The sequence below is a fragment of the Shewanella pealeana ATCC 700345 genome (genome assembly GCF_000018285.1).
Classification (GTDB): domain Bacteria; phylum Pseudomonadota; class Gammaproteobacteria; order Enterobacterales; family Shewanellaceae; genus Shewanella; species Shewanella pealeana.
Map to the genome: position 1 here is coordinate 3,496,777 of NC_009901.1, position 23,061 is coordinate 3,519,837.

Genomic DNA, 23,061 nt, shown 5'->3' on the forward strand with positions numbered 1-23,061 from the left:
TTCAAGTTTAGCTTAATCGAAACAGATGGCTTTGCCGCCCTCTCAAACCCGAGCATTGCGATTACCGACGCTCCTATAATTAACGGCATAATGAACGACTGAGAAAGTAATAATGGCAAAGCGTCAGTGCAAGTCTATACGGCGCTGTATTGCTTAATTTTTAGTAACTTAATGCTGTTCGTTTTCACGCAATAGTCCATTGAGACAAAACAAAGCCAATAAATTCCACCTAATCGCGAAATCCATAGGTGACAGAACCCCTACAAATGATAAAATAGCGCCCATTCAACTCAAATTTGGACACCGGTAATGCGCGTAAGCAAGTACCTGCTATCAACTCAAAAAGAAACTCCTGCAAACGCAGAAGTCGTTAGTCATCAGTTAATGTTACGTGCGGGCATGATCCGTCGTAACGCATCAGGCTTATACAGCTGGTTGCCGACAGGTTTGCGTGTACTACGTAAAATCGAAGCGATTGTTCGTGAAGAAATGAACAAGGCCGGCTCAGTTGAAATTCTTATGCCTATGGTTCAACCAGCTGACCTTTGGGTTGAAACGGGTCGTTTTGAAAAATTTGGTCCTGAGCTACTTCGTTTCCAAGACCGTCACAACCGTGACTTCGTACTTGGCCCAACTCACGAAGAAGTGATCACCGATATCGTGCGTAAAGAGGTTAACTCATACAAGCAGTTACCACTTAACCTATACCAAATTCAAACCAAATTCCGTGACGAAGTTCGTCCACGTTTTGGTGTAATGCGTTCACGTGAATTCTTGATGAAAGATGCATATTCTTTCCATATCGATCAAGAAACTATGGATGAAACCTATGAAGCGATGTTCCAAGCTTATAGCAACATTCTTACTCGCTTAGGCCTAGCTTTCCGTCCAGTTATGGCTGATACGGGTTCTATCGGTGGCAGCATGTCACACGAGTTCCACGTATTGGCTAACAGTGGTGAAGACTTAATCGCTTACTCAACGGAAAGCGATTACGCGGCAAACATTGAAAAATGTGAAGCGCCTCTGCCAACTGAAACACGTCAAGCCGCAACCAGCGAAATGACGTTAGTTGACACACCAAACGCTAAGACAATTGCTGAACTTGTAGAACAGCACGGTATTGCGATTGAGAAAACAGTTAAGACACTAATCGTTAAAGGTGCGACTGAAGAAGCGCCATTAGTGGCTATCGTTATTCGTGGCGACCACGAGCTAAACGAAGTTAAAGCTGAAAAGTTAGATGCAGTATTAGCACCATTTGAGTTTGCTGATGAAGCGGCTATCCGTGATGCTATTGGCGCAGGCACAGGTTCTATCGGTCCTGTTGGCCTAAATATGCCAGTATTTGTTGACCACAGCGTTAGCATCATGAGCGACTTTGGCGCCGGTGCAAACCAAGATGGCAAGCACTACTTCGGCATTAACTGGGAGCGCGATCTACCAGAAGCACCAGCATTCGATTTACGTAACATCATCGAAGGTGAGCCTAGCCCATGTGGTAAAGGCACTATCGCCCTACTTCGCGGTATTGAAGTCGGCCATATCTTCCAGTTAGGTACTAACTACTCTGAAGCGATGAATGCCAACGTACTTGACCAAAATGGTAAGTCACAGACTCTACTAATGGGTTGTTACGGTGTGGGTGTAAGCCGTATGGTAGCTGCTGCAATTGAGCAAAACAATGATGATCGCGGTATTATCTGGCCTGAAGCGATTGCACCGTTCACAGTTGGTATTTTGCCAATGAACATGCACAAGTCGCATCGCGTTAAAGATATCGCAGAGCAGCTTTATCAAGACCTAAACGATGCAGGTATCGAAGTGATGTTCGATGACCGTAAAGAGCGTCCAGGCGTGATGTTTGCTGATATGGAGCTTATCGGTATTCCACACGTTGTGGTTATTGGTGATCGTAACATCGATAACGGCATGTTCGAATACAAGAACCGTCGTACTGGTGAGAAGCAAGATATTCCACTAGACCAAATCGTTGAGTTCTTAAAAGCGCAACAAGCTTAATCGTCTGCACACTTAACAGACCGTTCGCTAGAACAATAAAAAACGCCGATGACATCATCGGCGTTTTTTTTGTAAATACATCCGCTAAAACTGACTCCCGATACAAATTTGTTTAAGTTTCGCACTAACAACTTGAAGATCCTTGTTGACTCACATATTCTAAAATCAAGCAGATTTTTTGAATAAGTTTTAGTTTTCAAGCGATAAGGAGCGTCTAATTGCCAAATAAAACGGCCCTAGTACTAGGTGGTGGTGGCGCAAGAGCCGCCTATCAAGTTGGCGTGCTCAAGGCTATAGTGCAGTTTTATCCTCGTAACCATGGCATTCCTTTTAGAATTGTCTGCGGCACTTCCGCAGGTGCAATTAACGCGACCTCTATCGCTACCCATGCGTCTTGCTTCCACTTAGGAGTGCGTAAACTTGAATGGGTATGGCGTCACATCCATGCCCGAAAAGTCTATCAAGCATCGATTCATGGCGTGCTAAATCACTTAAGTAAAATGGCCTTAAAAGGGCTACAAAGTGATGGCGCATCTAGCAGTGCTGGCAGCCTATTTAATAGCGATCCTTTAAGAACATTACTCAACGATTTAATTAGCTTCGAGCGAATCGACCGTAATATTAATAGCGGCGCACTGGAAGCCGTTAGTCTCGACACCTCATGCTATAACAACTCGCGTTCAGTCACTTTTTTTCAGGCTAACGCCCATGTTGAGAATTGGCAAAGAGATAGACGACACGGATTGCGTACCCGCTTAAATACTGATCATCTACTGGCAAGCTCAGCTATCCCTATGGTATTTCCCTCTGTGCGTTTAAATCAGGAATACTACGGTGATGGCTCAGTACATCAGTTGGCGCCACTCAGCAGCCCCATTCATCTGGGAGCAGAAAAAATCATGGTGATTAACCTTGAAAGCCCCCATAAGATTCAGCCGAAAGAGCTTGAGCACCACCCAAAGACAGCAACAATAGCGGGTCACTTACTCGATACTATTTTCTCTGATACGCTCAATAGCGATCTAGAAAGGCTAGAAAGGATCAATAGCACCCTAGATTTGATCCCTGAAGCAAGTAAAAGCAAATTAGCGCTGAAAAATATTGAAACCTTAGTGATTAAACCTAGCGAAGATCTCAGTGCAATGGCATCACGGTACTTTCAAGATATGCCATTCGCCATTAAATCTATGATGAAGGTGCTTGGAATAAACGAGCACTCTGATTCGAGTATCGTTTCTTATCTACTGTTTGAGCAAGGCTACTGCAGTGCTTTAATAGAATTGGGCTATGAAGATGCCATGTGTCAGATTGATGAAATTAAGCACTTTTTTAATATCAATTAACGTCAGAGCTGCTTTCTTGCGCCAAAAGCACATTCACCACGCTCTTTCCCCAGTCTTTATAAATTAACTCTCCCGGATGAAAGCCATCAGTCGCCATTGCATCACAATTAAGTTGATGCCCAAAATCTAACAGAGTAAACCTTGGTTCTCGCTGTGCATAACGCAGTAACTGGCGATTGAAGGCTTGACTGCGCTGACCTAGAAACCAACGCAATGGCTGCGGCAGCACGGGAAAATCTCCCATAGGTGGCACTCGCGTCAGGATCAGGTGCCGGCAGTTCAACTCTCGAGTTATAAGCTCAATTAAAGCTTGTTGTTGTCTTATCCATTTATTGACGGTTAATGGACTTAGAACATCATTTACACCAAGCGAAACAACCACAGCCTCAAAGCGCATGCCATGCTGATTAGCTAACGCTTGTTGCAACATATCAATTGTCTGCGCAGTGTTATGGCCAGACTTAGCTAATAAACGCCAATCGACCTGATATAACTGAGCAAGATGATTAACAACAACGCCTGTTAATGCTTGATTCTGATATTCGACACCGACTCCCGCTGCCGCGCTATCACCTAAAATTAATACCGACATTGCTTTGCCTTCACCAGCAGAGCCATGCCTTGGACCTGCTGCTTCGGGTAATTGAGGGGTGATTTTCTTAACTATTCGGCCCTGAAAAAATAGGATGGGCGCTAGCAAGATAAACAAAAGATAATGCACTAGACCACTCCTTGCTTTTACGACTGCTTAAGCTAATAACAAACAACTATAGCCAATCTTTGCTCTCTAGCCGCAACCTAACCTTGCAAAAGAAATATCTCCGCTTTCTCTATTCGTCTTGGCTTGCCTAACAAGATCAGAATATCACCGGACTTTATCTTCCAATCTAATTCTGGATTTTCAACTTCTGCACCAGCTCGCCTTACCGCTCTTAACTCCACCTTGAGTTTACTCCAAGGGATCTGGGATAAGGTCTGCCCCACCGCGTTAGCGCCTTTTGGTAAAGCAACCGCATGCAATAGTTCCAAGGTTAAGTCAGTTTCCGCTCCAGAAAAAAAGCCGTGTAAGTATTGATAATGATTTCTCCGCTCGGATTCTAGCCGCTTTAAAATTCGTGCCAGGGGCACACCACACTGATACAGTACCTGCGACACCAACATCAAGCTACCTTCGAGTGTTTCAGGGATCACTTGACTGGCACCCGCCTTTTCTAACTCTTCCATTCCTGAGTCATCACGGGTGCGAACGAGAATTTTAGCTTCTGGAGCAAGCTGCCGGCATAGGGGCAAGACCTCTTCGAGTATTCTCTCGCTGCTGAAGGTCAACACGATGAGTTTTGCTTCGCGGATCTTGGCCTGCTTAAGGATGCTTCTCTTGCAGACATCCCCAAAATAAACTGGCTCTCCTGCCGTTTTCGCCTCAGAAACCCTTTTGGGGTCAAGATCTAACACTAAATAGGGGATCGCCTCTGTTTTCATAAATCGTGCAATGGTCTGGCCGACGCGACCATAGCCCAAGATTAGAACTAGGTCTCCCTTAGTGTCGACCTGAACATTAAGCGGCTCACTCTTCTCAGCCTTAGGCTTTAGCCCTTGAAGCATTCTGGCAATGTCTACACTATGGCGTACCAACCAAGGCGCTAATGCCATAGATAAAACCGCAACCATCACCAACATGGTACTGGTTTTAGCGTCCAATAACTGATAGTTGACTGCCAGCGCCAGCACCACAAAACTGAATTCTCCCACTTGCGCCAAACTCAGTGCCGTTGCCACCGAAGAGCGAAAAGACTCTTTAGCAAGCTTAAGTAATGAATAGATAATAAGTGACTTACCTAAGATAACAGCAATCAAAATTAAGATGATTTGCCACCAAAACTGCGCGACTAATCTAAAGTCCAACAGCATGCCTATTGATATGAAAAACAATCCCATCAATAGATCTCTAAACGGGCGAATATCGGCCTCGAGCTGACGCCGATACTGACTCTCCCCCAATAACATCCCCGCCATAAAGGCGCCCAATGCCATAGATAAACCCAGCCACTGGGTTATTGCTCCAGTCACTAAGGCAACGACTAAAGTCGATAGTACAAATAGCTCATTAGAGCGTGAGCGCGCCACCTCATCGAATAATTTAGGCAAAGCCCACTTACCAAACGCCATCAAGGCAATAAAGGCGAGAACCCCTTTGAGCAAACCGTAAACCACATCGCTCCACATCAAGGCGTCACCATCGCTTGCCAAGATGGGCATAAGAATCAGCAGGGGAACAACGGCAATATCTTGAAATAACAGCACACTTACGGAGAGCTCACCATGGCGTCGCCTCAGCCAACCTTGTTCATTGAGGAGTTTAAGCACAATCGCTGTAGAAGAAAGTGCGATTGCAGAACCAACGATAACAGACTCGGTTACGCTAAGATTACATAACAGCGCGATTGCCATGCTCAAAACGGTGGTCACAACGACTTGAGCGCTACCTAGACCAAATACAGTACGGCGCATCGCCCAAAGTCTTGGTAAAGAAAACTCGAGACCTAGGCTAAACATCAGTAACACAACGCCGAGCTCGGCAACCGACTGCATCTGATGCTGAGTAAACCAATGAAAACCACTTGGACCGCTTATCACACCTGTCACTAGATACGCCAAAATAGCGGGTAATTCGGCGCGCCTTAATATGGCAATTGAAACAATGGCAATGACCAGCATCAGCAATATTTGGATCAGAAAGCTGTGTTCCATGCGTGCGGTGTTCTCCTTAGCCCATCGATATCCGTCAAAATATCGACACCAATATTTTCCATTCGATTAACTAGAGATTAACTGAATGACAAATAAAGACAAATGATTATTCCTATCACACCAATTTCCATCTGTTCTTGCTGTTGTTCAAGTTCAATACAGTTAAGGGAAGTGATAATAAAAAAGATAACAACGAACCCTACAAAGATAATACACCACAGTAAAGGCACGATTTTTGCTTACTTAGACAAGGTAAGTCATATTGACGCTGTAACAAAACACTGGGAGAAAAAACCAATGGAACTTGGCTTAGCAACAGAGTCCTTCCCTATCAAGTATCGCCAGCAGACTGAGATAGGAATGTCGACGTCGTTGGATATCGATCTTGTCAATATTATCCAACAACTGCATCAACACTTAGATCCAAGGACAGTGTTTGCCTGCTTTGGCCAGATAATGGGACAACATTTGCCGCTTTACGGTGTACGTCTGACTTATAAACAATATCAGTTTCATTGGGGTCAAACATACGGCTATGCCTTCGAGCAAAAACTGACCTTTTCCGACCAGCAAGTTACCATTAACTATAATCTAAAAGCTGCCTTAGTGCCGTCGCAAACCTTGATGTTAAATCAGCTTAAAGACCTAGTGTTACAACCGCTTATTAACGCCATTCAATATCAAGAAATGTCACAGCAAGCCATGTATGATGCGCTCACTAAGCTAGGTAATCGTCATTACTACCAACAATCTCTAAAAAAGGAGATTGCCCGAGCCAAACGTAACCAAAGCAGCTTTTCTCTTATCGTCTTAGATTTAGACAATTTTAAACAACTTAATGACGATTTTGGGCATCAATTAGGTGACAGCGCCTTAGTTGAATTTGCCGACATGCTCAATGCCACGATAAGAGACACTGACCAAGCATTTAGAATTGGTGGTGATGAGTTTACTTTGCTAGTACAAGCCGATGTTGATGAGGCTCGAGTTTTATGCAATCGCATCCTCGATGCACTTCTCAATCATCACTACTTAGAAAAGTATCAAGTAAGCACCAGTATGGGGGTTACTCAATGGAAAGATAAAGATACTGAAAGTAGCCTATATCAGCGCGCCGATAATGCCTTATATGAAGCAAAAGCGGCAGGTAGACAATGCTACCAAATTTGTGCCGCTTAGAAGCAGTCAGATGAATGAAGAATTGTAGACAGGGCTAACTGCCCACTCAAGCGTGTCTAAGACTCAGATTGAGTCCCAAAGCTTGGTTGCTCGCTAAATAGGATTTCTCTACCCAATAACCACAAGCCGCCACCAGTTTACCGTCAAAACACAGCAGAGGCACTCGTCCACGCTCCCAAGGGGGTAATTCGAGTTCTTGCCACAACTTCTTTAGCTCGCGACCTTTGCTACGGTTATGGGGCTGACATCGCGTACTACCAGGCAGTGCAAATACAATGGAAACCTGTTCTAAGTCAGTTGGTAATCTAAGTCGAGCGCCAGTTGTACAAGTTTGTGCAAATAGATGGCTACCGGTTGGCAATAAAACGTCACCACTCAATAACACTTCAATATTATTAAGTGCTAACGCTGGATAGGTTTTCTTCGCTTTATGCTGCGTTGAAATTAGCGATAAAAAATATCCATCTCGTTTAAAGCGCCTGATGACCACATCTGCTAGGCGTATTTCAACACTCGCATCAGCCTTTGCCTCTAACAACTGAGTTAAGATCTCCTCACCTTGTACCTTAGATGGCGGAGCAAAGCCTAACGACTCCATATGGCCACGCAGCAACAGGGACTGCCAGGCCTTAGAATAAGTTGCGAGCTTGTCTAAATCTAAGGTGCACTCCCCGGCTTTGTGATGCTGAAGTTGCGGTAATCTAACTGCAGTCTCTTCATCGATAACCGATTGCTGCAGTGCACATATTTCGGCGCTGCGACTAGCCGTTGCCGCAATGGCACTCCAGCGCTGCTTAAGTGTTGGAATAACTTCTAAGCGAAGAAAGTTTCTGTCGTACTTATCATCGAAATTACTTTCATCTTCAATATGGGAAATATTGTGCTGTTTTGCGTAGACTTCAATCTCTACTTTACTGAAATCTAGCAGTGGCCTAATCAGCCAGTGTTGTTGTTCAAAGCACTGCACCTTGCCCATGGCGGCCAAGCCTTTAGGGCCGAGACCTCGCTTTAATGCCAGCAAAACGGTTTCGAGCTGGTCGTCTTGATGGTGCGCAGTCATCAACACATCACCTTGCTCAAGCTCAGATAACAGTGCCTGATATCGAACAGTGCGAGCCTGCGCCTCTACACTCACCCGTGGGGCGAGCTTAACCTCGACTCGCTTAATAGCGCAGCCGAGTTCATAGTACTGAGCCTGAGAAGCGCAGTGCTTTGCCCATGAGTCAGCATTGAGGCTTAAGCCGTGATGAACATGAACCAGAAGACACTCAATATCCAAATTGGCTTTAGCGAACTGTGAAAGGCCGTGAGCCAATATTTCAGAGTCGACGCCACCACTGTACGCCAGCACCAGCTTGCGCCTTTTCTGGCACACTTGTTCGCCTGTTACCTCGGTGTTTATTGAGCGCTGAGGTAACAACTTCATGCACTCTGAGATAGAAGCCGAGATATCCATATTAGAAAGCCATTACCTTAAAAAGAGTTTTAAAAACAGTATTAAAAAACGATCTTAACTTTGCCTGAACCTGTTAACGACTCTAGCGCCAACATAAGCTCATCGGTCGGGTTTACGCGCCACTCATCACCTAGGGTAAATTGCGCTTGTGATTGTGGCTGAGCATAGTTTATCAACACAGGCACAGCTCCTGCTTTCCATGGCTCTACTGCAGCCTTGAATTCATTCAACCACAGGGCATTAACCTTATCTGATTGCAGCTCCACCTCTACCGCATTAGCAAAGTGACTTCTTGCCTCGCCCATATCGATGATATTACGCGCCGTCATCCGGTTACCACCGGAGAAATCATCAAAACTCACCTCTCCTTCGATAATCAAAATACGGTCTTTCTCGAGCAGATGATTAAACTTCTCGAAAGCCTCGGTAAATAGCATCACCTCTAAACGTGCGCTCTTATCGTCAAGCGTAACAAGTCCCATCTTAGAGCCACGCTTGGTCATCATCACACGGGTTGCAACCACAAGACCGGCGGCCTTCATTGTCTTACCGCGCTCCGTTGGGTGGACATCTTTCAAGCGACCTGATGTATAGTGTTTTAGCTCTTTCAAATACTGATTAATCGGGTGACCTGTCAGATACAGACCTAAGGTATCTCGCTCACCTTCTAACCAGACTTTGTCAGGCCAAGGCGTACACTCAACAAATTGCTGCTTACTGTCTTCGGGCTCGCTATTAAGCAAACCAAACATATCGTGCTGGCCGATAGCTTCGGCTTTGGCATGTTGATCCGCTGCGCGAATCGCCTCTGGCAAGGTTGCCATCATTGCCGCACGATGCGGACCTAAGTTATCGAGTGCACCAGCGCAGATTAGCTTTTCAATCACGCGGCGGTTAAGTTTTTTTAAGTCGATACGAGCACAGAAATCAAACAAGTCGATAAAAGGTCCGTTCTCACGTGCTTTAAGAATAGAATCAACTGGGCCTTCACCCACGCCTTTAACTGCGCCAATGCCATAAACAATGTTTAAGTCATCATCGACGGTAAATCTAAACAAGCCCTTGTTTACATCGGGTGGTAGCAATGGCATTCCCATGCGCTCACACTCATCAACTAAGGTCACGATCTTGTCGGTGTTATCCATATCCGCCGACATTACCGCCGCCATAAACTGCGCCGGATAATGCGTCTTTAGCCACAGAGTTTGATAAGAAACCAAGGCATAAGCGGCGGAGTGTGATTTGTTAAAACCGTAACCCGCGAACTTTTCCACCAAGTCGAAGATTTTCATCGACAGGGGTCCATCTACACCGTTTTCTATTGCACCCGCTTCAAACGTACCACGCTGCTTGGCCATCTCTTCAGGTTTTTTCTTACCCATGGCACGACGAAGCATGTCGGCGCCACCCAAGGTATAACCGGCGAGCACCTGCGCAATCTGCATTACCTGTTCTTGATACAGAATAATGCCGTAAGTAGGTGATAACAGCTCTTTTAGCGACTCATGCTGATATTCAGCATCAGGATATGACACCTCTTCTCGACCGTGCTTACGCTCGATAAAGTTATCAACCATGCCAGACTGCAGAGGGCCCGGTCTAAACAGAGCAACCAGTGCGATCATATCTTCGAAACAATCTGGCTGAAGACGCTTAATCAAGTCTTTCATACCACGGGATTCCAGCTGGAATACCGCAGTGGTTTCATAGCGCTGTAATAACTTAAAACACTTAGGATCGGTCAGTGAAATCGACTCGATACGAACCCGCTCTTCACCATTCTTGTCTTTGACGCTGTTCACCATCTGTAGTGCCCAGTCGATAATGGTCAGCGTCCTTAGGCCCAAAAAGTCGAACTTAACAAGACCAGCTGTTTCAACATCGTTCTTGTCGAACTGAGTGACCGGATTTAAGCCTTCTGTATCGCAGTAAATAGGAGAAAAGTCGGTGATTTTCGTCGGCGCGATGACCACACCACCGGCGTGCTTACCCGCGTTACGGGTTACACCTTCAAGAATACGACACATGTCGATGAGATCTTTAACATCTTCATCGCCATCATAAGATTCTTGTAAGCCTGGCTCGACCTCGAATGCTTTAGCCAAAGTCATACCAGGCTCAGCCGGGATCATTTTAGAGATACGATCGACGAAACCATAGGGGTGGCCAAGCACACGGCCTACGTCTCGAATTACCGCTTTAGCAGCCATGGTACCAAAAGTAATGATCTGAGATACCGCGTCACGACCATAAAGGTCTGCTACGTGATCGATTACCTCGTCACGTCTATCCATACAAAAATCGACGTCGAAGTCGGGCATTGATACACGTTCAGGGTTTAGAAATCGCTCGAACAGTAAATCGTATTCGAGTGGGTCTAAATCGGTAATTTTAAGGGCGTAAGCCACCAAGGAACCGGCGCCTGAACCACGACCTGGGCCAATTGGGATATCGTTATCTTTGCCCCATTGAATAAACTCCATTACGATAAGGAAGTAACCCGGGAAACCCATCTGGTTGATTACTTTAAGCTCAATATCGAGACGCTCATCGTATTCAGGGCGCTTCTCCGCTCTGACTTCAGGGTCAGGAAAAAGAAACTCTAGTCGCTCCTCTAAGCCCTTTTCTGATACATCTACTAAAAAGTCTTCAATGGTCAAGTCGCCCGTAGGGAAGTTAGGCAGAAAGTACTCGTGCAGTCTTACTGTAGCGTTACAACGCTTAGCAATTTCGACCGTATTTTGAATCGCTTCAGGAATATCTTCAAACAGCTCACACATCTCATCGCTGCTTTTAAAATACTGCTGGTCGCTGTATTTCTTCGGTCTGCGGGGGTCGGCAAGGGTAAAACCATCGTAGATGGCCACTCGAATTTCGTGGGCGTCAAACTGCTCTGGCTTGTTAAATACCACCTGATTGGTAGCGACCACTGGCAAGTCTTTTTGCTCAGCAAGTGCGATAGCCATGTGTAAATAGCGCTCTTCGTCAGGACGACCGGTACGCAACAACTCTAAATAATATCTATCGGGGAAATGAGTCTTATAGAACTCAATTAGTGAGTCCACCTGGTTTTGGTTCTCTTTCAATAACGCACGGCCGACATCGCCATCTTTAGCGCCCGAAAGCAAAATGAGACCTTCGCTATACTTGGCTAGCCACTCGTGATCGATCACCGCTTTATCGTTGATGTTACCGCGAAGATAAGCGTCACTGATCAACAAGGTCAGATTTGAATAACCTGTGTTATCCATCGCTAAAGCTGTAATAGAGCAAAATTCATCGAACCCCGGGACTTTGACCCAAAAGTCGGTGCCGATGATTGGCTTAACACCGTTACCATGACAAGCCTCGTAAAACTTAACCAAACCACACATATTTGTTTGATCAGTTAACGCAACTGCCGGCATCCCAAGTTCAGCCACTTTAGCAATAATGGGCTTAACTTTAGACAGTCCATCAGACATTGAAAAGTCGCTGTGGACGCGCAAGTGAACAAAACGTGGTTCAGACATAATATGGAGTATCTTTCTATTTGATAGTTGAAGACTGCTAGTCAATCTTACAGAGTAAAACATGGGGTGACTGCAAACAAGTTTAACTGCAATCTCAGAGGCTGATGAGTTATTTTTCCGGCAAAAAAGAGGCTATGGCGAGCGATTTTTTTACCGGAAAATGATTCTGAGCTTAAGCCAATGCCTCGCGTACGGGTCTAAAGCTTTTACGATGTTCAGGTAGTACGCCGTGCTGTGCTAACGCTTCAAAATGAGCTTTGGTCGGGTATCCCTTATGCTTTTCAAAGCCATACTCAGGATACAGCAAAGCAAGGGCATCCATTTCGCGGTCACGGACAACCTTAGCTATGATGGAGGCTGCACTAATCGCATCGATAAGGCCGTCACCTTTAATGATAGCATGGCTTTCAACGCCAAAGTCTGGTGTGCGGTTGCCGTCAACTAGCACGCTACTTGGCTTAATATTTAGACCTGCTACTGCACGTTGCATCGCTAACATAGTAGCGTGCAAAATATTAAGCTCATCAATCTCGGCTGGTGTGGCAGAACCAACACTGACACTTAAGGCTTTTTGCTGAATTTGTTCAAACAGCAACTCACGCTTTTTCTCTGATAGCTTCTTAGAATCATTTAATCCCTCAATAGGATTGTTTGGATCTAAAATTACCGCGGCAGTCACCACGTTGCCAATCAAAGGCCCACGGCCTACTTCATCGACACCGGCATATTGTCCGACACAAATTTGAGCTATCTGCTCAGGTGTAATACCTTTAATCACCGCCATTAGACATTATCCTCTACTAACTTAATCACTGCATCAGCGGCTCGTGCGCTGGCATCACAGCGAAGGCCCTTATGCATCTGCATAAAGCGGTCATACATTGGGGTAAAGTCATTATCTAGCTGAGTTGCAACAGCCGCCGCTATTTTCTCTGGCGTACAGTCAGCTTGAATAAGCTCCTCAACCACATCATCATCCGCAAGGAGATTTGGCAAGGAGTAACGCTTAGTGAGCATCATGCCTTTAGCAATGCGATAAGTGATTGGGCTGACTCGATAAGCCACTACCATAGGGCGCTTAACAAGCATGGCCTCTAATGTTGCCGTCCCCGAGGCCAACAGTATGCAGTCAGCGGCAGCCATTACCTCTCGTGAATGACCTTCAATTAAATGGATCTCTAGATCCGGTGCATGCTCACGTAACGCTTGCTCAAATTGATCGCGACGCTTCTGGTTAACTAATGGCGTGACGAACTTAATATCAGGATAGCGCAGCTTGATTAGGCTAGCCGCTTTGACAAACGGCTCGGCCAACATCTTGAGCTCGCCACCGCGAGATCCGGGTAATATTGCTAAGTACTCGGCTTCTTTATCAAGCCCAAGTAATTCACGGGCCTGTGCTTTATCACTTTCAAGCTCAATATCATCGGCTAACGTATGACCAACAAAGGTACAAGGCACCTGATATTCATCATAAAACGCTTTTTCAAAAGGCAGCAGTGACAACACCATGTCGGTTGCCTTGGCAATTTTGAAAATACGCTTTGGTCGCCATGCCCACACAGATGGGCTAACGTAATGAACCGTTTTAATACCGCGGTTCTTAAGCTTTAGCTCTAGTCCAATATTAAAGTCTGGCGCATCGATACCGATAAAACAGTCTGGTTGTGTCTTAACCAACTCATCGATCAGCGTTGCCCGTACTTTTAGTAATCTTGGCAAACGCGATAAAACTTCCACAATGCCCATAACAGCCAACTCTTCATAAGAGAAGATTGACTCAAAACCAAGGGCTTCCATGCGGGGCCCACCAATGCCAACAAATTTAGCATCTGGGTACTGCTTTTGCAGTGCTTTAATTAAGCCTGCACCTAAAATGTCACCCGAGATCTCTCCGGCAACCATTGCAAATACACGAGGATTGTTTGAACTCATAGAAAGGCGTCTGTCACTGATGAGATGAAAACAAAGAACCCGCTTTTACACGGGTTCAGGTCTTGGACTAGCGAATGATGCCTCGTTGAGAGGAAGCAACAAAGTCTATAAGTGACTCAACCTGCTCATCATCCACTGCAGCCTCTTTAAGCTGCTCAATCGCTTCAGCAACCGTTAAGCTGCTGCGATACAAAGTCTTATAGGCTCTGCGAACCGAAAGCTGAGACTCTTTAGAGAAGCCTCGACGCTTCATGCCCTCGATATTCAAACCTCTAGGAATGGCTGGTTGACCCGATGCCATTACAAATGGAGGTACATCATTTAGGATCAATGAACTACCAGCGGTAAACGCATGTGCACCAATATGCACAAACTGATGAACGCCTGTCATGCCGCCTAAAATAGCCCAGTCACCAACGTGTACATGGCCTGCGATCGAAGCGTTATTCGCCATAATCACATTGCTGCCTACCACACAGTCATGGGCAATATGCACATAAGCCATAAATAGGTTATTTGAGCCAATACGTGTTTCCCACTCATCCTGAGTCGTACCGCGGTGAATCGTTACCGATTCGCGGATCACGTTATTATCACCAATTATCAAACGAGTTGCCTCGCCCGCATACTTTTTATCTTGGCAATCTTCACCTACAGAGGCGAACTGGTAGAACTTATTGCCTTTACCAATAACGGTAGGTCCTTTCACAACAACGTGTGAGCTGAACCAGCAATCATCACCAATCTCAACGTCAGCACCGATATAAGTCCAAGGACCGATCGTCACATTGTTGCCAATCTTGGCATCTGGGTGGATGTAAGCTAATTTATCAATCACTTAGAAATCTCTCTACGTGCACACATGATCTCGGCTGAACAAACTACCTCGCCATCCACTTTAGCAACGCCAGTAAACACGCCAATCCCGCGGCGCTCTTTAATCATTTGCACTTCAAAATGAAGTTGGTCACCTGGTTCAACTACACGCTTAAAACGCGCTTTGTCGATTCCGGCGAAATAGTATAACGCGTCATTAGACGGCTCTTCACTCATGGTTTTAAAAGCCAACAAGCCAGTTGCCTGTGCCATCGCTTCTAAAATCAGTACACCAGGCATCACAGGCTGAACCGGGAAGTGTCCCTGAAAAAATGGCTCATTGATGGTGACGTTCTTAATGGCATGTAGGGTTTCACCTGGAGTGAAATCTAGCACTCTATCGATCAATAAAAATGGATACCTATGAGGTAAAAATTTTAGGATCTCTTTAATATCCATTGTATTCAATTGATTTGACACGAATTTTTCCTTTATCTGCTCACTGCAGTCATTCATTTACTTTACGTTATTTTCCAGTGTTTTCACACGTTGGAATAGCGTATCTAACTGTCTAAAACGCACGGTATTCTTACGCCAAAGCTTATTATCCATCGCAACTGTGGCTGATGAATAAACGCCTTTATCGCGGATAATACTGGTAACATTGGTGCCACCAGAAATATGAACGCCATCAGCAATAGTTAAATGTCCTGAAATCGCACTATTACCACCAATAATACAATGCTTACCGATAGTCACGCTGCCTGCGACAACAGTACAGCCCGCAATAGCCGTATTAGCGCCGATGATATCGTTATGAGCGATCTGAACTTGGTTGTCGATAATCACACCATCATGGATTTCAGTATGCTCGATGGCACCTCTATCCACAGTCGTGTTTGCACCGATCTCAACCCTGTCACCAATGCGAACGCCACCTGTTTGTGGAATTTTAATCCATTGACCACGCTCGTTAGCATAGCCAAAGCCATCGGACCCCAAAACTGCGCCAGAGTGGATAATACAATCTTGGCCTAGATGGACATTGTGGTATACGGTAACGTTTGCCCACAAGCGAGTATTTGAGCCAATAACACTGTCTTGACCAATAACACTACCAGCACCAATCTGTACATTGTTGCCTAGAATAACATTCTCACCAATGACCGCGTTAGCACCAATCGCCACACCTTCGCCTAACATAGCTGATTCAGCTATTTGCGCTGAAGGGTGAATATTATCGGCTGCCTTTGGTGTTGTATCGAGAAACTGTGCGATGCGTGCAAAACCCACGTAAGGATCTTTTAATACAATCGCATTACCTGTGTAGCTTTCTGCATCTGTAGGCGTCATCAAGATCGCCGACGCAGCTGTGGTTTGCAGCTGCGAGCGATATTTAGAATTTGCCAAGAAAGAGATTTGACCTGGACCTGCACCGTCCAAGGTGCCTACAGCTGAGATCTCAACTGTATCATCACCTTGAACATCTGCATTTAAATGGTCAGCCAGTACTCTTAAAGTATAGCTTTTCATCTATTTACTTGCCTTTACCTAAAGCTTCAACCACTTTGTTACTGATGTCAGCGCTAGGCTTAACATAGATAACGGCGCCGCGTTGAAGCACCATGTCATACTGCTCTTTTTCAGCAATAGAGTTAATTGTCTTTTGAACTTCTAGAAGCAGCTTGTTTTGCTCTTCACCGTTACGACGACGCATATCTTCATCTAACGCTTTGCCCTTTAATTGTAGCTCAGCTTTCATAGACTCCATTTTACGCATCATGTCAGTCTTCTGAGACTCGCTCATTAGCGCCGCATCACGTTGTTGCTTTTCAAGCAAACTACGAAGCTCTTCCTGCATTTTTTGCACGGCTGCAACACGATCACCAAACTCAGCTTTTAATGTCTCATTCACTTGCTCACGCTGAGGTAACTGCTCAAATACAGCCTGCATATCAACTACTGCAATCTTCTCTGCATGCGCCGCTAAAGGTGCACCCATAAGAACCATAACCATCACTGCGCGATTCAACATCTTATTCAAAACATACTCCTTTATCTCAGCAAAACTTGCCGATTTTTTTAAATTGATTTTAGAAAGTTTTACCAATATTAAACGAGAAGATCTCTGTTTCATCATCCTCGTATTCCTTGATTGGCCATGCCAAGCTAAACACCATAGGTCCCATCGGTGATAACCACTGCACGCTCATGCCCCAAGAGGCACGAATACGGCTCGGATCGCTATAATCTTGCAGTCTATCAAACTCTTCAACCGGAAGATAACGATATGAATCGTAGTCAAACTCAGTGTCCCATACGTTACCAGCATCGACGAAGAAACTAGTCCGCACAGAATTTGTATAAGCCTCGTCCAAGAATGGTGTTGGCACAATTAACTCTAAGCTTGCTGTTGCAATGGCGTTACCACCAATTGAACGACCAGAGCTAACCTGAATTTGGTTAGGATCACCTGGCAAGCTACAACCTTCTCCCGATGGATCCGGTGAACATGGTTCACTTCCTCGGTACAAGTAGAACGAACGCGGACCGACCGAGTTAGATTTAAAGCCTCGAAGCGAACTACTACCACCTGAGTAATAGTTTTCCCAGAACGGTAGAATTTGGTCGTTATCATTGAACTGACCGTAACCGTTACCGTAACCTAAGCGACCACGCGCTAGCATAACAAAACTGTGCTTACGATCGATCGGGAAATAGAAGCTAGTGTCAAAGTCTGCTTTAAAATACTGCAGATCCGAACCTGGCACAGTCATCTTACCGTTCAAACGTTGTGATGAACCATCTGATGGGAAGGTTCCTCGGTTCAAGTTACTACGTGACCAACCTAGACTCAGTTCGAAGTTATCAAAACTTAAACCTGCATTGGGATCATCACTATCACGATAAATATCGTAGAAGCGAATCGCCTGCTCATAGGCTGAAATTTCAGAAATTTCGTTATGACGATAACCGATACCACCGTTAATACGGTTATATTCGTTAATAGGGAAACCAGAGTTTAATGACACACCATAAGAACTGTTCTTATAGGCTTCAAGGTTTGCCTCGTCTGCATCAAACTCACTCCAGTAGATGCTACCACCTAAGCTGACACCATCTTTAGTAAAGTAAGGGTCGGTGTAGTTGATATTAACGTTCTTCGAGTACTTGTTAGTGTTTAAGTTAACACCCGCTTGGTTACCCGTACCTAAGAAGTTACTCTGCTGTACGCCAAACTGTAGGCTTAGCCCTGATTCAGTACCGTAACCTACACCTGCGTTAAATGACCCAGATGGCTGCTCTTTAACGTTAAATGCCACATCAACTAAATCGTCTGTACCTGGTACTTGTACCGTTTCTGTATCAACGGTCTCAAAGTAACCTAGACGGTTAAGGTTTGATTTAGACAATTCAACTTGCGCAGAGTTAAGCCATGCACCTTCCATCTGGCGTAACTGACGACGCATCACTTCATCTTTAGTAACTGTGTTACCAGTGAAGCTGATGTTTCGTACATAAACGCGCTTACCAGGGTTGATGTTGATATTAAGATTAACTTCTTTAGTCTCATCATCAATTTCTGGATAGGTTTTTACTTCTGGATAAGCGTAACCGAATCGACCTAGGTATTTACCGTACATCTCTTCGGTAAATGTCACATCGCCGCCGTTATACATGTCACCAGCCTTTAATGGCAAGATGGCTTCTAACACCTCTTCCTTACCCATTAAGTCGCCAGTTAGATTAACGTCTTTGACTTTATACTGTTCACCTTCATCAACGTTAATCGTAATGTAGAGGCCTTTACGATCAGGTGTCATTGCAACCTGAGTAGAAGTCACGTCAAAACGGATATAACCACGGTTTTGATAGTAGGTCTTAATTGTTTCAAGGTCAGCTTGCAGCTTCTGCTTCTGATAGCGACGTTCACCGAACAGATCCCACCAAGCGACATAATCTTTAAGTTCTAGCATGCCAATCAACTCAGCATCACTAAACTCGGTGTTACCCACGACATTGATCTGGCGAATTTCAGCGGCTAGACCTTCGGTAAAGGTAAACTTAAGCTCAACTCGGTTACGAGGTAAGTTAATGATCTCTGCCTTTACTTTAGCGCCGTACTTGCCTACACCGTAATAGAAATCTTGTAAGCCTTTTTCGATACCAGATAGCATGGTGCGGTCTAGCGACTCACCGACTTTTACGCCGGAGCCATCAAGACTCTCTTGCAACTGCTCATCTTTAATATCTTTGTTACCTTCGAAGGTAACTGAGCTAATGGTTGGACGCTCGGTGACTTTAACTACGAGCACGTTTCCGTCTCGCAGCACTTCTATTTTTTCGAAGTTAGTTGACGCATACAAGCTTTTAATCGCCTGCTGCAATTTTAATTGATCAACAGTATCCCCAACCTTTACAGGTAGGTTAAGCAAAGCCGCACCGAGTGCCACTCGCTGTAAACCTTCAACTTGGATATCAGCTACTTCAAAAGGTTGGAATGTCTCTGCCCAACCGTTCCCTGAAAAAGACGCTCCGACTAATAACATCGAGGCAAAAAGTTTATTCAATCTCATAAAGCACTTCTAATTATTTGTCTGTCCTTGCTCAGAGTCGGGAAAAGTCATTGAAAAGCGCTACACTCATCAACATCAGCAGCATAGCTGCCCCAATTCTGAATCCAATTTCCTGTACCTTCTCCGGTACAGGCCTGCCTGTAATTACCTCTACGAAGTAATACAAAAGGTGTCCCCCATCTAACACTGGCAAAGGCAATAAGTTAATAATGCCTAAGTTCACGCTTATCAATGCAAGGAAACCTAAAAAGTATACCAGTCCGACGTTTGCGCTATTTCCAGCACCTTGTGCAATAGAAATAGGACCGCTCAAGTTTTTAACTGAAACGTCACCAGTAAGTAACTTGCCGATCATCTTAATGCTGACAGAGACAAGTTGCCATGTTTTATCGACCGCAACCGGAAATGAATCTAAAAACCCATACTCCAATTGCACTTTCATATTCTCAGGCCAAGGTTCTGAAGTCGGTGCCACACCGATAACGCCTTCGAGTTTACCTTCGCTATTTTCTCGTGATTTAGGTGTAACCTTAATTGCAAACTGCTCACCGTCTCTTCGTACCGTAATGGTGACAGGCTTATTCGCTGAGCCTTGGATTATCTCCACGAACCGAGGCCAATCTTTATAAGTTTCGCCGTCAATCGCAACTAAGGTATCTCCAACCTTAATCCCTGCCAGTCCCGCTGCGCCATCTTCACTGACCAAGCCAAGCTTAGGGAGAATAGCCGGACGATACATGCCAAGACCAATTGCGGTGATCGGTAACTCTTTCTCTGGATTAACCTTCCAGTCTTGAGTATCTAAAGAATAGGTTTTCTCATCGCCTGAAGAGCCCTCTAAACGAGACAATGGCGCAACAGTGATATCGACTCTACTGTCACCAATATGTCCAGCTAAAGCAAGGTTAACCTCTTCCCAGTCTCTGACCTTTTGAGTACCAACCGCCATCACCTGCATCGGCTCTTTCACCACGATTTGTGCCGCAGGTGTACCTGCAACAGTCGAGTCAATAACGGGTTTAATAGCGGGCACACCAATGAGATACATGGCGTAGAGAGCAATAATGGCGAAAAGGAAGTTAGCGATGGGGCCAGCGCTAACGATTGCGATTCGCTGCCAGACAGATTTACGGTTAAAAGCTTGATCTTTTAGTTCTTCAGGGACATCGTCGACACGCTCATCGAGCATCTTAACGTAGCCACCAAGTGGGATAGCAGCAACAACGTATTCTGTACCGTCTCGGCCTGTTTTACGCCAAATAGCTTTACCAAAGCCGATGGAGAAGCGTTCAACTTTAACACCACAGCGACGTGCTACCCAAAAGTGCCCATATTCATGGGCAGCAATTAAAATCCCTAAAGCAACAATAAAAGAACCTAAGTTCCATAAAAAATCGATCATTCCTTTCCTCTGAACTAATTCAGCTTAGTAATAGCGTTTAATGTGTATTGACGACTTTGAAAGTCTAAAGCCAAGATATCATCAATACAGTTTAATGGATGCGTCGCCGTATTCATTAAGCTTTGTTCGTTTATTTTTGCTATATCGGTAAAGCGGATCTTGCCATCTAAAAATGCCTGCACAGAGATTTCATTGGCGGCGTTTAATACGGTTGTCGCTTCTTGCCCTTGCTTACATGCTTCTATCGCCAATGCTAAACAGGGGAACCTATTAAAATCAGGTTCTAAGAAGCTTAACTGTCCGACTTTAAAAAAGTCTAAAGGTTCAACTCCCGAGCTAATTCTTTGTGGAAATGACATACAATGGGCAATCGGTGTACGCATATCTGGATTCCCCAATTGCGCTAACACTGAGCCATCACGGTATTGCACCATAGAATGAATCACACTTTGAGGGTGAATCACAACCTTTAACTGGTCGCTACTTGCATTAAACAACCAACGCGCCTCAATATATTCGAGACCTTTATTCATCATGGTCGCAGAATCAACCGAGATCTTACGCCCCATAGACCAATTAGGGTGTTTACAGGCCTGATCAGGCGTCATATTTACCAGTGACGATAAATCTGAGGTTAAAAACGGACCACCAGAACCTGTCAGCAAAATATGAGAAACCCCTGCACCAGTTAGGTCACAACGACCTATCTCAAGCTGTGAACGCTCAGATAAACACTGGAAAATAGCGTTGTGTTCACTATCTACCGGCAATACTTGTGCGCCAGAGTTTTGCATCGCTTCAATAAACAGCTGGCCAGACATGACTAACGATTCTTTGTTAGCCAGCAATACTCGTTTACCCGCATTAACCGCGGCGAGAGTTGAAGGTAGACCCGCGGCGCCGACAATGGCCGCCATCACGGTATCAACCTCACTGCAGCTCACAAGAGACAACAGCTCATCTTCACCAGTAGTCACTTCAATTTTGAGATGACTTGGAAGTTGCTGCTTGAGCGCTTGAGCCGCTTTTGCATCGACCATATGGGCAATCTTAGGCTGATGCGCAATACAGATCTCTAGCATTTTGGCGACATTAGTATTTGCCACTAACGCAAAAACCTTGTACTGCTCAGGATTACACGCCACAACATTCAAGGTGCTTGCACCAATGGAGCCTGTTGCGCCTAAAATCACCATATTTTGCATTTAGTTACATCCAAAAAGCTATATAGATTAATGTGAATACTGGTAGGGCAGCCGTTAAGCTATCGATGCGATCTAACACGCCACCATGACCTGGAAGAATGCTGCCAGAATCTTTAATCTTAGCGACGCGCTTAAACATACTTTCAGATAAATCACCAACAGCCGAGGCTAAGGCGATAAAGAGTGTCACGCCGATAATTAAACCTATCTCCTGCTCAGGAGAGAAATACATCACCCCCGCAACCACGATCATTGTGGTTAACAAGCCACCAAGCAAGCCTTCAATGGTTTTCGCTGGACTCACATTTGGCATCAACTTACGCTTACCAAACTTTTTCCCCGCAAAATAGGCGCCAGAGTCTGTCGCCCAAACGACCAACATCACCAAGAAGACCAAGATCCCACCGTAATACGGTGAAGCTTGAGTACTAAGAGCCTTAAGGGAGATAAGTGACACGAAGCATGGGATCAGCGTCAACTGACCAAACATCGATTTAAGCATGTGACTCTTTTCCCAGAAGCGAGCGCTTTTAGGGAAGGACAACACCATGATAAAGGAGATAAACCACCAGAAACCACCAATGAGGATGACCCCTAAGAATATCGGGTGCATCATGCCTCGTAGCCAAATTTCATCGGTTGGTACTAAGATATTCAGCGCGGTTAACAAGACGCCAATAGTGACTGTGAAACTCCACTGAGTCATTTCACAGTTACTATCGATAATACGCCCCCACTCTTTAGCGGCGATTAAAAAGACTCCCAATAGTGCCCAAGAAAAATACTCAGTAGGTAGACCGAAGATGGCACCAAAAACTAAGGGGATTAACCAAATTGCTGTTATTATTCGTTGTTTTAGCAAAAAA

At 45.1% G+C, this 23,061-nt stretch carries 17 protein-coding genes; 3 read left to right on the forward strand and 14 right to left on the reverse strand.

The genetic code is table 11. The features are described from left to right. The first annotated feature begins 309 nt into the window (after window positions 1-309). Both SPEA_RS15130 and SPEA_RS15135 read left to right on the forward strand, forming a co-directional pair. Window positions 310-2,022, forward strand: a complete 1,713-nt coding sequence (locus tag SPEA_RS15130; protein ID WP_012156087.1) for a proline--tRNA ligase — start codon at window positions 310-312, stop codon at window positions 2,020-2,022. 218 nt (window positions 2,023-2,240) lie between these two features. Next, window positions 2,241-3,365 carry a patatin-like phospholipase family protein gene (locus tag SPEA_RS15135; protein ID WP_012156088.1) on the forward strand — a complete coding sequence of 375 codons (1,125 nt, stop codon included), beginning with the start codon at window positions 2,241-2,243 and terminating at the stop codon, window positions 3,363-3,365. Here the strand turns inward: SPEA_RS15135 and SPEA_RS15140 are convergent. Together SPEA_RS15140 and SPEA_RS15145 are read right to left on the reverse strand one after the other, a co-directional pair. Next, entirely contained in the window at window positions 3,358-4,086 is a 729-nt protein-coding gene (locus tag SPEA_RS15140; RefSeq protein WP_012156089.1) for an SGNH/GDSL hydrolase family protein, read from the reverse strand. The two genes, SPEA_RS15135 and SPEA_RS15140, sit on opposite strands and share 8 nt — an antisense overlap. Window positions 4,087-4,163: 77 nt before the next feature. Next, window positions 4,164-6,113 (reverse strand): monovalent cation:proton antiporter family protein, encoded by a 1,950-nt coding sequence (locus SPEA_RS15145; RefSeq protein ID WP_012156090.1) that lies wholly within the window; start codon window positions 6,111-6,113, stop codon window positions 4,164-4,166. A 297-nt stretch (window positions 6,114-6,410) separates the two neighbouring features. Here SPEA_RS15145 and dgcS point away from each other — a divergent pair, with 297 nt between their 5' ends. Further along, a complete protein-coding gene (dgcS, locus tag SPEA_RS15150; protein WP_012156091.1) occupies window positions 6,411-7,292 on the forward strand; it encodes a diguanylate cyclase DgcS in 882 nt (293 codons plus the stop codon). Window positions 7,293-7,338: 46 nt separating this feature from the next. On the opposite strand, the gene tilS is transcribed toward dgcS, so the two are convergent. From tilS to SPEA_RS15210, 12 genes are all read right to left on the reverse strand, one after another. Further along, window positions 7,339-8,748: a tRNA lysidine(34) synthetase TilS gene (gene tilS / locus SPEA_RS15155; protein WP_012156092.1), complete on the reverse strand. Its 1,410-nt coding sequence runs from the start codon at window positions 8,746-8,748 to the stop codon at window positions 7,339-7,341. Between the two features lie 41 nt (window positions 8,749-8,789). Next, window positions 8,790-12,260 (reverse strand): DNA polymerase III subunit alpha, encoded by a 3,471-nt coding sequence (gene dnaE, locus SPEA_RS15160; protein WP_041411019.1) that lies wholly within the window; start codon window positions 12,258-12,260, stop codon window positions 8,790-8,792. A gap of 172 nt (window positions 12,261-12,432) precedes the next feature. After that, window positions 12,433-13,044: a ribonuclease HII gene (gene rnhB / locus SPEA_RS15165; RefSeq protein ID WP_012156094.1), complete on the reverse strand. Its 612-nt coding sequence runs from the start codon at window positions 13,042-13,044 to the stop codon at window positions 12,433-12,435. Next, entirely contained in the window at window positions 13,044-14,195 is a 1,152-nt protein-coding gene (gene lpxB, locus SPEA_RS15170; protein WP_012156095.1) for a lipid-A-disaccharide synthase, read from the reverse strand. The genes rnhB and lpxB overlap by 1 nt, the downstream gene beginning before the upstream one ends. Window positions 14,196-14,262: 67 nt before the next feature. Continuing rightward, window positions 14,263-15,033: an acyl-ACP--UDP-N-acetylglucosamine O-acyltransferase gene (lpxA, locus tag SPEA_RS15175; RefSeq protein WP_012156096.1), complete on the reverse strand. Its 771-nt coding sequence runs from the start codon at window positions 15,031-15,033 to the stop codon at window positions 14,263-14,265. Further along, a complete protein-coding gene (gene fabZ, locus SPEA_RS15180; protein WP_041411562.1) occupies window positions 15,030-15,491 on the reverse strand; it encodes a 3-hydroxyacyl-ACP dehydratase FabZ in 462 nt (153 codons plus the stop codon). Before fabZ ends, lpxA begins: the two co-directional genes overlap by 4 nt. Window positions 15,492-15,527: 36 nt before the next feature. Further along, window positions 15,528-16,544 (reverse strand): UDP-3-O-(3-hydroxymyristoyl)glucosamine N-acyltransferase, encoded by a 1,017-nt coding sequence (gene lpxD / locus SPEA_RS15185; RefSeq protein WP_012156098.1) that lies wholly within the window; start codon window positions 16,542-16,544, stop codon window positions 15,528-15,530. A 4-nt stretch (window positions 16,545-16,548) separates the two neighbouring features. Beyond that, window positions 16,549-17,046, reverse strand: a complete 498-nt coding sequence (locus SPEA_RS15190) for an OmpH/Skp family outer membrane protein (protein WP_012156099.1) — start codon at window positions 17,044-17,046, stop codon at window positions 16,549-16,551. A gap of 58 nt (window positions 17,047-17,104) precedes the next feature. After that, window positions 17,105-19,588 carry an outer membrane protein assembly factor BamA gene (bamA, locus tag SPEA_RS15195; RefSeq protein WP_012156100.1) on the reverse strand — a complete coding sequence of 828 codons (2,484 nt, stop codon included), beginning with the start codon at window positions 19,586-19,588 and terminating at the stop codon, window positions 17,105-17,107. Between the two features lie 31 nt (window positions 19,589-19,619). Further along, on the reverse strand, window positions 19,620-20,990 hold the full coding sequence (rseP, locus tag SPEA_RS15200; RefSeq protein ID WP_012156101.1) for a sigma E protease regulator RseP: 1,371 nt from the start codon (window positions 20,988-20,990) through the stop codon (window positions 19,620-19,622). A 14-nt stretch (window positions 20,991-21,004) separates the two neighbouring features. Then, the gene (ispC, locus tag SPEA_RS15205) at window positions 21,005-22,195 is read right to left on the reverse strand and encodes a 1-deoxy-D-xylulose-5-phosphate reductoisomerase (protein WP_012156102.1); all 1,191 of its coding nucleotides are present in this window, start codon (window positions 22,193-22,195) and stop codon (window positions 21,005-21,007) included. A 4-nt stretch (window positions 22,196-22,199) separates the two neighbouring features. Next, window positions 22,200-23,057 carry a phosphatidate cytidylyltransferase gene (locus SPEA_RS15210; RefSeq protein WP_012156103.1) on the reverse strand — a complete coding sequence of 286 codons (858 nt, stop codon included), beginning with the start codon at window positions 23,055-23,057 and terminating at the stop codon, window positions 22,200-22,202. Between the last annotated feature and the right edge of the window lie 4 nt (window positions 23,058-23,061).

Bases quoted from the DNA above. Each gene is read 5' to 3' on its own strand.
- dnaE (WP_041411019.1), bottom strand. From the start codon at position 12,260: ATGTCTGAACCACGTTTTGTTCACTTGCGCGTCCACAGCGACTTTTCA.
- lpxD (WP_012156098.1), bottom strand. From the start codon at position 16,544: ATGAAAAGCTATACTTTAAGAGTACTGGCTGACCATTTAAATGCAGAT.
- lpxB (WP_012156095.1), bottom strand. From the start codon at position 14,195: ATGAGTTCAAACAATCCTCGTGTATTTGCAATGGTTGCCGGAGAGATC.
- SPEA_RS15190 (WP_012156099.1), bottom strand. From the start codon at position 17,046: ATGTTGAATCGCGCAGTGATGGTTATGGTTCTTATGGGTGCACCTTTA.
- dgcS (WP_012156091.1), top strand. From the start codon at position 6,411: ATGGAACTTGGCTTAGCAACAGAGTCCTTCCCTATCAAGTATCGCCAG.
- rseP (WP_012156101.1), bottom strand. From the start codon at position 20,990: ATGATCGATTTTTTATGGAACTTAGGTTCTTTTATTGTTGCTTTAGGG.
- rnhB (WP_012156094.1), bottom strand. From the start codon at position 13,044: ATGGCGGTGATTAAAGGTATTACACCTGAGCAGATAGCTCAAATTTGT.
- tilS (WP_012156092.1), bottom strand. From the start codon at position 8,748: ATGGATATCTCGGCTTCTATCTCAGAGTGCATGAAGTTGTTACCTCAG.
- SPEA_RS15130 (WP_012156087.1), top strand. From the start codon at position 310: ATGCGCGTAAGCAAGTACCTGCTATCAACTCAAAAAGAAACTCCTGCA.
- ispC (WP_012156102.1), bottom strand. From the start codon at position 22,195: ATGCAAAATATGGTGATTTTAGGCGCAACAGGCTCCATTGGTGCAAGC.
- SPEA_RS15145 (WP_012156090.1), bottom strand. From the start codon at position 6,113: ATGGAACACAGCTTTCTGATCCAAATATTGCTGATGCTGGTCATTGCC.
- bamA (WP_012156100.1), bottom strand. From the start codon at position 19,588: ATGAGATTGAATAAACTTTTTGCCTCGATGTTATTAGTCGGAGCGTCT.